Origin of the sequence: Saccharomonospora saliphila YIM 90502 (genome assembly GCF_000383795.1) — a bacterium.
GTDB classification, from domain to species: Bacteria; Actinomycetota; Actinomycetes; order Mycobacteriales; family Pseudonocardiaceae; genus Saccharomonospora; species Saccharomonospora saliphila.
In genome coordinates this window covers 100948-108833 of the sequence record NZ_KB912712.1, presented here as the reverse complement: position 1 = coordinate 108833, position 7886 = coordinate 100948, and the positions used below count along the sequence as shown (strand labels likewise).

The window sequence follows — 7886 nt, the reverse complement described above, 5'->3', positions numbered from 1 at the left end:
GGCGTCCGAGCACGCGCACACCGCCGGGCACCGACGGCGAGGCACTCGGCCCGGTACTGGCGCGCGTGTTCGGCTCCGGCACGCCCGTGGCGATCACGGCGTACGACGGCAGCGTCCTGGGGGCCGCCGACGCACCGCTGCGCCTCGAAGTGCGCTCGCCGGTCGCGTTGAGCTACCTCCTGTCCGCGCCCGGCGAGCTGGGCCTTGCCCGGGCCTACGTCACCGGCCATCTCGGGGTGGTCGGCGACCTGTACGAGGTGCTGCGCGCCACCAGCGGACTGCTCGACGGGCTCGCCACGGCCGACAAGGTGGCGCTGCTGCGTGACCTCGGCCCCCGCCACCTACGGCCGGTGCCGATCCCGCCGGAGGAGGCACCGGGGCGGCTGCGCCGTGGTCTGCGCGGCCTGCGGCACAGCCGGAGCCGGGACAGCACGGCCATCGCCCGGCACTACGACGTGTCCAACCGGTTCTACGAGCTGGTGCTCGGCCCGTCGATGGCCTACACCTGCGCCTGCTACCCGAGCGACGAGGCGAGCCTCGAACAGGCGCAGTTCCACAAGTTCGACCTGGTGTGCCGCAAGCTGGGCCTGCGACCCGGGATGCGGCTGCTCGACGTCGGCTGCGGCTGGGGCGGCATGGTGGCCCACGCCGCCGAGCACTACGGCGTGCGCGCGGTGGGCGTCACGTTGTCGGCGGAGCAGGCGAACTGGGCGCACGACCACCTCGCGGCGCGGGGGCTGACCGAACGCGCGCGCGTGGTGCACGGTGACTACCGGGACGTGCGCGAGACCGGGTTCGACGCCGTGTCGTCGATCGGACTGACCGAGCACGTGGGGGCCCGCAACCTGCCCGGCTATTTCCGGTTCCTGGCGTCCCGGCTGCGCCCCGGCGGGCGGCTGCTCAACCACTGCATCACCCGGCCGACGACCCGGGACCCGCACCGCACCGGCCCGTTCATCGACCGCTACGTCTTCCCCGACGGGGAACTGGAAGGCGTCGGCACGATCGCCTCGGCCATGCAGGACAACGGCTTCGAGGTGCGCCACGAGGAGAACCTGCGCGAGCACTACGCGCGGACGCTGGCCGCGTGGTGTGCCAACCTCGACGCGCACTGGGCCGACGCCGTGGCCGAGGCCGGGGTGCGCCGGGCCCGGGTCTGGGCGCTCTACATGGCCGCGTCCCGCCTGTCGTTCGAACGGCGGGGCATCGAGTTGCACCAGGTACTCGGCGTGCGACCGGACTCCTCGGGCGCGTCGTCGATGCCGCTGCGTCCCGATTGGGGCGTGTGAGCGGCATCCTGTGCGCGCGCGGGCGGCCCCGCCTGTGTCACCACGGCCGCGTCTCGGCGCCCTCCCGGATCAGGCCGAGCGCACGGTCCACGTGCTCGGCGCGGGTGCGGTGGCTGAGCACGCACAGCCTTGGGGTGTAGCGGCCGTCGACGCGCGTGCTGGACAGGAAGACACGGCGGGTGGCGTTGAGCCACTCCAGCAGGCGGCGGTTGGTCTCGTCGCCGCCGGGCACGCGGAAGGTCAGCACCGTCAGGTCCGGCCGCAGCGGCACCTCGGCGAATTCCCGTAGGTGCCGCTCGGCGCGGGCGGCGAGGTCGAGCTTCTCGTCCAGCGCCGCGCGGAAGGCCCCCACCCCGTGCAGGTGCAGGGGTAGCCACAACCGCAGGCCGCGGAACTCGCGCGTCAGCTCGACCCCGAGGTCGGCGAAGTCCGGCAGATCGTCGTCGTGGTCGAGGTCCTGCAGGTAGTCGGCGTCGGCCGCGTGGGCGGCGTGCAGCGTGGCCGGATTCCGCACCAACAGCACGCCCGTGCCGTACTGGAGGAACAGGCTCTTGTGCGGATCGAGGGTGATCGAATCGGCCCGTTCGACACCGCGCAGCGTCCGCCGACCGCGTGCGGTGAGCTGGAATCCGCCTCCGTACGCGGCGTCGACGTGGAACCACAGGTTCTCGTCGCGCGTGAGGTCGGCGAGGTCGGGTAGCGGGTCAACGGTGCCGGTGCTGGTGGCGCCCGCCGTGCCGACGAGCAGCAGCGGATGGTGTCCCGACGCGCGGTCGCGCCGTACCGCCTCCCGCGCGGCGTCCGGGTCCATGCGGTGCTCCCCGTTCGTCGGCACGGTCCGGACCGCTCCCGCGGGGAGGCCGGCGATGCGCGCCGCCTTGGCCACGCAGTGGTGGGTGTGCTCGGTGACGTACACCCGCAGCCGGTCGGACCACGCGGTGTCCGCGTCGCCGCGTGGTCCGAGCGCGCGCTGCCGTGCGGCGAGCAGCGCCGACAGGGTGGCCGTCGAGGCGCCGCTGGTGAGCAGACCTCCCGCGCCGGACGGGAGGCCGAACTCCGCGCACAGCCAGCGCAGCACGCTCTGCTCCAGGGCCACCAGACCCGGTGCCATGTCGCCGACAGCGGTGAACCGGTTGACCGTCTGGGCGAGCAACTCGGCCACGGCGGAGGCGAACAGCCCACCGGCGGGAAAGTAGGCGAAGTAGTCCCCGCCCGCGGTCTCGACGGCACGCGAGGCCGCGTCGGCGACGGTGGCGAGCAGGGCGTCGAACGAGCCCGGCCCCTCGGTGGGCGGGGCGTGCAGCCGCGCGGGCACCGTGGTCTCACCCGAGGCGGGAGCGTCGGGAAGGCCGTCGAGGAAGTCGGAGACGAAGGAGGTCGCCGCCGTCATCATCGCGGTGATGTCGGCACGACTGGGGTCGAGTTCGGAACGCGCCACGAGCCGACACTAGATCGGGTGATGCTCGCGCGACGTGCGCGGGGTGGTCGCACGTACCTCCGAGCGAAGGCGACTCGCGGGGCCGGGGCGACCAACACGTGGGCGGTTCGACCAACTGGCAGGCCGCTGGGGGCAACTCGCCGACTGTCAGGGGCAACTCGCCGACTGTCAGGGGCAACTCGCGGGGTGTCAGGGGCAACTCGCGGGTGGTTGGGGCGACTCGCGGGTGGTTGGGGCGGCTTGGGGTTGGTTGGGCGGCTTGTCGGGTGACGGGGGTTGCGTGGAGGTGCGTCGCGGGTCACACTTTCCGAATCCTTTTCATATCTACTGTGGGGTAGGTAGTGCCATGCGACAGCGATCCCGACGGTGGTGCGCGGTGGCCGCGGCGGCCGTGGTGACTCTGGCCCTCGTCCCGGCCGCCCGGGCCGCGACCGAGCGTGACGTGATGTTCGTCGGCAACAACTGGGACGGCACGGTCGATCTCCTCGACGCGACGACCCTGGAGAAGTACCAGCGCATCGACGTCGTGCCGGACCTCGACGAGCGTGTGGACGACATGCGCCTCGACCAGCGCATCGCCATGCTCGTCATCCGCGAGACCGCAGGCGAGGGCCACGACCAGCTCGTCGACGACATCATGGTCTCGCCGGACGGCCGCACCATGTACGTCTCGCGGCCGAGCCTGGGCGACGTCGCCGCGTTCGACGTGGCCACCGGAGCGCAGCACTGGTTCACCCGCGTCGACGGGTACCGCTCCGACCACATGGCGCTCTCGCCGGACGGGAGCACCCTGCTGGTCTCCGCCACCACCGCCGACGTCGTCAACGCCGTCGACACCGCGTCCGGGGAGATCACCGGACGGTTCGACGCGGGCGACTTCCCGCACGAGAACCGCTACTCCGCCGACGGGGAGACGATCTACAACGCCTCGATCGGCAACGTCCTCGCACCCGACTCCGAGCTGCTCGACCCGGTCAAGGGCGACCGGGAGCTCACCATCGTCGATGCGGGCACGCTCCAGGTGCGCGACACCATCGAGTTCGAGGCAGGCATTCGCCCGTTCGTGGTGCTGCCGGACGACCGGACGATGTACGCGCAACTGTCGTTCCACAACGGATTCATCGAGTACGACCTCGAACAACGGCGCAGGACCCGCACGGTGCACCTGCCGCTGTCCGAGGAGGCGCGGGAAATGGAGCGCGACGACTACCCGCTCGACTCGGCTCACCACGGCCTCGCGATGAACGACGACCACACCAAGATCTGCGACGCGGGCACCATCTCCGACTACGCCGCCGTGCTGTCGGTGCCCGCACTGACCGTGGACCGGATCGTGCCCACCGGCGACAAGCCGTACTGGGCGGCCACCTCCCCCGACGGCGAGTACTGTTTCCTGTCCAACAGCGGCAGCGACGACATTTCGGTGGTCTCCTACGACGACCCCGCCGAGATCGCGCGCATCCCGGTGGGTGACCACCCGCAGCGGGTGCGCGGCTACACGGTTCCCGCCGACGTGCTGTCCCGATGAGGGCGCGGCTCAGGGTGGCGGCGGCGCTGGCCGTCGCCACCGTCGCGGCCACCGTGGCGGTTCCCGTCCCCACCCCGGCGCGGGCGACACCGGAACCACCCGGGTCGCACGACGGCGCGGAGCCGGGCTACCTCGCCGGGCGTGGCATCGCCGACGTCACGGGCGAGATCGCCGAGGTCGGCATGCTGGGCTACGGCCGGTTCGACCAGCAGGCCGAGGGTCTGCACACCCGGCTGTTCGCACGGTCGTTCGTGATCGAGCACCCGGCCACCGGCGGCCGGGTGCTGCTGGTCGTCGTCGATGCTCCGATGATCTTCTCCAGCGTCCGGCAGGCGGTGCTGCGCAGGCTGGCCCGCATTTACGGCGACCGCTACACCGACGCCAACGTGCTCATCACCGCCACGCACACGCACGCCGGACCGGGCGGCTACTCGCACCACCTGCTCTACAACCTCACCACGCTGGGGTTCCACCGGCGCACGTTCGAGGCGATCACCGACGGCATCGTCGAGTCCGTGCGCCGGGCGCACGACGACCTCGCCCCGGCGTCGCTGCGGCTGACCCATGCCGAGCTCACCGGTGCCAGCGCGAACCGCTCGCGCGCGGCGTTCGAGCGCAATTCCGCCCGCGACCGGGCGCACTTTCCCGACGCGGTCGATCCGCGGACCTCGCTGCTGCGCGTCGAGCGCGAAGGCCGCGCGGTCGGCGCGATCAACTTCTTCGCCACGCACAACACGAGCATGTCCGGGGACAACCGCCTCATCAGCGCCGACAACAAGGGTTACGCGGCCCGCCGCTGGGAGGACGAGCCGGCCGGGGACGGCCACCGGGCGCACGGAACGGCCGGGGACGGCCGCGCGGCGCACGGGATGGCCGGAGACGGCGACCGGGCCGACACGCCGTCCGGTTTCGTCGCCGCCTTCGCCCAGACCAACGCGGGCGACATGACCCCGAACCTCGACCTCGAACCGCCGTCCACCCCCGGGGACTTCGCCCGCACCGCCGAGATCGGGCGCAGGCAGTACGAGGCCGCCGCCGCGCAGCTGAACACCGACGTCGCGCCGATGCGCGGGCCCGTGGACGCGCGCCTGGTCCGCCTCGACCTCTCGGACGTCACCGTCCGGCCCGAGTTCACCGGGGACGGGCGCACCCACCGCACGTGTGACGCGGCCGTGGGCGCGTCGATGGCGGCGGGCAGCACCGAGGACGGCCCGGCGTTGCCGACCTTCACCGAGGGCGAGAACCCGCTGTGGGACCTCGTCTCCGACACGGTGCTCTACACCGCCTCCCCCGAGCTGGAGCGGTGTCAGGCGCCGAAGGACATCGTCGTGCCGATCGGGGCGATGAACGCGGTGTATCCGTGGGTGGCCGAGCGGGTGCCAGTGCAGCTGCTGCGAATCGGCGGTCTCTACCTCATCGGCGTGCCCGCCGAGGTGACGATCACGGCGGGGCTGCGGCTGCGCCGCGAGGTGGCACGGGTGGTCGGCGCGGAACTCGACGACGTGCTGGTCGCCGGGTACAGCAACGCCTACGCCCACTACGTGACCACACCCGAGGAGTACGACGCGCAGCACTACGAGGGCGGCAGCACACTGTTCGGCCGGTGGGAACTGCCCGCGCTGCGCCAGACCGTCGCGGGCCTGGCCACGGCACTGCGCGACGGCACCGCCGTGGACCCCGGCCCGCCCGCGCCCGACCTGTCCGGGGCCCAGCTCGCGCTTCAACCGCCCGTGGTCCTGGACGCGCCCCCGGCGGGCAGCCGGTTCGGGGACGTGCTCACGCCGCCGCGCTCGACCTACCTGCCCGGTGAGCGGGCGCGCGTGGTGTTCGCGGGCGCGCATCCGGCCAACGACCTCCATCGGGGCGGGACGTTCCTGCGGGTGCAGCGGCACGTCGACGGCCGGTGGCGGACCGTGGCCGACGACGGCGACTGGTCCACCACGCTGCGCTGGGCGCGGCGTGGCGTCGCGGCCTCCGAGGTCACGGTCGGGTGGCGGGTGCCCGACGACGCCGAGGGCACCTACCGCATCCGCTATCACGGCGACGCCCGGGGACCGCTCGGCCATGTGACCGCCTTCACCGGGACGTCCGGGCCGTTCCGCGTGGAGTGAGGCCCCGGCGGCGGCCGTCTCCACCCGACCGCGAGCACAAAGATCATGTGAACATTCCATGATCGGTGCTACGTTGGGTGTTCGTTCGACTACGTTGGCGCTCGAACGAACGACACTCGACTGGTCGAGGTGGAGGGTGGCTGTTCTGTATGACACCGGCCGCGTCCTGGCTCAACGACAGCGACGGGACGATCCGGACGCTGCTGACCGCGATGGCGGACGATCCTTCCGGAGCCTTCGCTCCGTCGGTCTACGAGACCGGCCGGGTCGTCCGCCACACGCCGTCGCTGTCCGGGCATGACCGACGGATCGGGTACCTGCTCGACGCCCAGGGCGCCGACGGGCGCTGGGGCGGGCCCGGCGACTACGACCTCGTGCCCACGCTGAGCGCCACCGAGGCGCTGCTCGCCGAGAGCACCCGCCCCGGCGGCCATCCGAGGGCGGGTCACGCGGCCGAACGCGGCCTTCGGGCACTCGCGCACCGGCTCACTCCCACGACGACGCTGCCGGACACCGTCGCCGTCGAGGCGATCGTGCCCGCACTGGTCACCGAGCTCAACGCCCACCTCGAACGCCGGGGCGCGGAACCCCTCCCCGTGCCGGAGAGCACGAACCCCGCCCTGCTCGACGCGCTGCGCGGCGCGGCGGCGCAGGGCCACGCGCTGCCGGAGAAGCTGCTGCACTCGCTGGAGCTGGTCGGCGAGCACGCCCGGGCCGCGCGGTTCGTCACGCCGGTCGAGGGCCGGGTCGTCGGATGCTCCCCCGCCGCCACCGCCGTCTGGCTGGGCGACGACGGTGTGCGCTCCAGTGGGCACCCGTGCGTGGAGTACCTCGAGTCGGTGCAGGCCGCCGACGGCGGCATGCCGGTCGCCGCGCCGCTGGCCCTGTTCGAACGCTCGTGGGTGCTGTCCACACTGGCCGATTCGGACATCGACCCTGACGTGCCCTCGGACGTGCTGTCCGGCCTGCTGGACAGCGTGCACGCGGCGTTCGGAGACGAGGGCGCGGCGGGCGGCGCGGGCCTGCCACCCGATGTCGACGACACCGCCACGGCGCTGCACGCGCTGTCGCTGTGGAAAAGCCCCCGGTCGGCCGAGTGTCTGTGGCACTACGCGGACGGCGACCACTTCGCCTGCTTCCCCGCCGAACGCACCCCGTCACCCAGCGCCAACGCGCACGTGCTCCAGGCGCTCGGCGCCGCTGTCGCCCCGGAGACGACCGGGCCGGTGCCGCAGCACGACCGCGCCCGGTACTCCGAGACCGCCCGCACGGTCACCCGCTGGCTGTGCGAGTGGCAGCACCCCGACGGGAGCTGGACGGACAAGTGGCACGCCTCGCCGTACTACGCCACCGTGTGCTGCGCGACGGCGCTGGCGCGCTACGGCGGCGACGACGCGCGGCGGGCGGTGCGCGGCGCGGTCGACTGGGTACTGACCACCCAGCGCTCCGACGGCTCATGGGGTCGCTGGTTCGGCACCCGGGAGGAGACCGCCTACGCGGTGCGCCTGCTGCTGCGCGCG

At 72.9% G+C, this 7886-nt stretch carries 5 protein-coding genes; 4 read left to right on the top strand and 1 reads right to left on the bottom strand.

The window, feature by feature from the left end; translation table 11 throughout:
* Window positions 1-56: 56 nt before the first annotated feature.
* Window positions 57-1289, top strand: coding sequence for an SAM-dependent methyltransferase (locus SACSA_RS0118100; protein WP_028662010.1), 1233 nt, complete (start codon window positions 57-59; stop codon window positions 1287-1289).
* Window positions 1290-1326: 37 nt separating this feature from the next.
* Here the strand turns inward: SACSA_RS0118100 and SACSA_RS0118095 are convergent, their stop codons facing one another.
* The gene (locus tag SACSA_RS0118095) at window positions 1327-2727 is read right to left on the bottom strand and encodes a pyridoxal phosphate-dependent decarboxylase family protein (protein ID WP_019819144.1); all 1401 of its coding nucleotides are present in this window, start codon (window positions 2725-2727) and stop codon (window positions 1327-1329) included.
* 346 nt (window positions 2728-3073) lie between these two features.
* Between SACSA_RS0118095 and SACSA_RS0118090 the strand changes: the two genes are divergently transcribed.
* From SACSA_RS0118090 to SACSA_RS0118080, 3 genes are all read left to right on the top strand, one after another.
* A complete protein-coding gene (locus tag SACSA_RS0118090) occupies window positions 3074-4255 on the top strand; it encodes a YncE family protein (RefSeq protein ID WP_028662009.1) in 1182 nt (393 codons plus the stop codon).
* The gene (locus tag SACSA_RS0118085) at window positions 4252-6366 is read left to right on the top strand and encodes a neutral/alkaline ceramidase (protein ID WP_028662008.1); all 2115 of its coding nucleotides are present in this window, start codon (window positions 4252-4254) and stop codon (window positions 6364-6366) included. Before SACSA_RS0118090 ends, SACSA_RS0118085 begins: the two co-directional genes overlap by 4 nt.
* 149 nt (window positions 6367-6515) lie before the next feature.
* A partial coding sequence (locus tag SACSA_RS0118080; protein ID WP_019819141.1) for a prenyltransferase/squalene oxidase repeat-containing protein occupies window positions 6516-7886 on the top strand: 1371 nt, incomplete at its 3' end.